This is a genomic window from Kitasatospora sp. NPDC007106, from assembly GCF_040634455.1.
GTDB classification, from domain to species: domain Bacteria; phylum Actinomycetota; class Actinomycetes; order Streptomycetales; family Streptomycetaceae; genus Kitasatospora; species Kitasatospora arboriphila.
In genome coordinates this window covers 1-1,100 of sequence record NZ_JBEYFP010001420.1, presented here as the reverse complement: position 1 = coordinate 1,100, position 1,100 = coordinate 1, and the positions used below count along the sequence as shown (strand labels likewise).

The window sequence follows — 1,100 nt, the reverse complement described above, 5'->3', positions numbered from 1 at the left end:
GGCCGAACTCGCCCGCGCCCACGGCTGCGACCACGTCGTGTACTACCGCGAGGAGGACGTCGCCGCCCGGGTGCGGGAGCTCACCGGCGGCGAGGGCGTGCCGGTCGTCTTCGACAGCGTCGGGCGGACCACCTTCGCCGGTTCGCTCGCCTCGCTGCGGCGACGCGGACTGCTGGTCTGCTTCGGCACCGCCTCCGGCCCCGTCCCGCCGATCGACGCCATGCAACTCGCCCTGCACGGCTCGGTGTTCGTGACCAGGCCGGCACTCGCCGACTACATCGCGGACCCGGCGGAACGCGCCGAGCTCGCGGGCGAACTCTTCGGCCACGTCGCCGCCGGCCGGATCAGGATCGAGATCAACCAGCGCTACTCGCTCAAGGACGCCGCACAGGCGCACCGCGACCTGGAGGGCGGCCGGACCACCGGCTCCTCCGTCTTCGTCCTCTGACCCGCACCGCGGACCCCACCCGCGCCGCGGACCCCGCACCCGCGCCCGGCGCGGACCCCACCGCCTCCCCCGGAGGATCCACATGAACCAGACCGCCCTCCCCGGCCCGGCCGCACCGGCCCTGGTGCGCCCCTCCGTCCGCCGCTCGATCAAGGTCGAGCCGCTGACCTGCACCATCGGCGCCGAACTGTCCGGGGTGAACCTCGGCGACGCCTCCCGCGACGCCGACCTGTTCGCCGAGATCAGGGAGCTCCTGCTCCGGCACAAGGTCCTGTTCCTGCGGGACCAGGACATCACCCGGGCCGAACACGTCGCCTTCGCCCGGCGGTTCGGCCCGCTGGAGGACCACCCGGTGGCCGGCAGCGACCCCGACCACCCCGGGCTGGTGCGCATCTACAAGGAGCTCGACAGCGCGCCCGAGCACTACGAGAACGCCCTGCACACCGACGGCACCTGGCGGGAGACCCCGGCGATGGGCGCGGTCCTGCGCTGCGTCGTGACCCCGCCGGTCGGCGGCGACACGCTCTGGGTCAACATGGCCGAGGCGTACCGCCGGCTGCCGGACCACGTCAAGGAGCAGATCGAGGGCCTGCGGGCCCGGCACAGCATCGAAGCGACGTTCGGCGCGGTGATGCCGACCGAGGCGCGCCAC

Annotated in this window: 2 protein-coding genes; both read left to right on the top strand. The window is 73.9% G+C overall.

What is annotated here, in order from left to right; translation table 11 throughout:
* The coding region (locus ABZ641_RS38950; protein ID WP_359989444.1) for a zinc-binding dehydrogenase at nt 1-448 on the top strand (448 nt) is incomplete at its 5' end.
* 82 nt (nt 449-530) lie between these two features.
* On the top strand, nt 531-1,100 hold a 570-nt coding region (locus ABZ641_RS38945), incomplete at its 3' end, for a TauD/TfdA family dioxygenase (protein WP_359989442.1).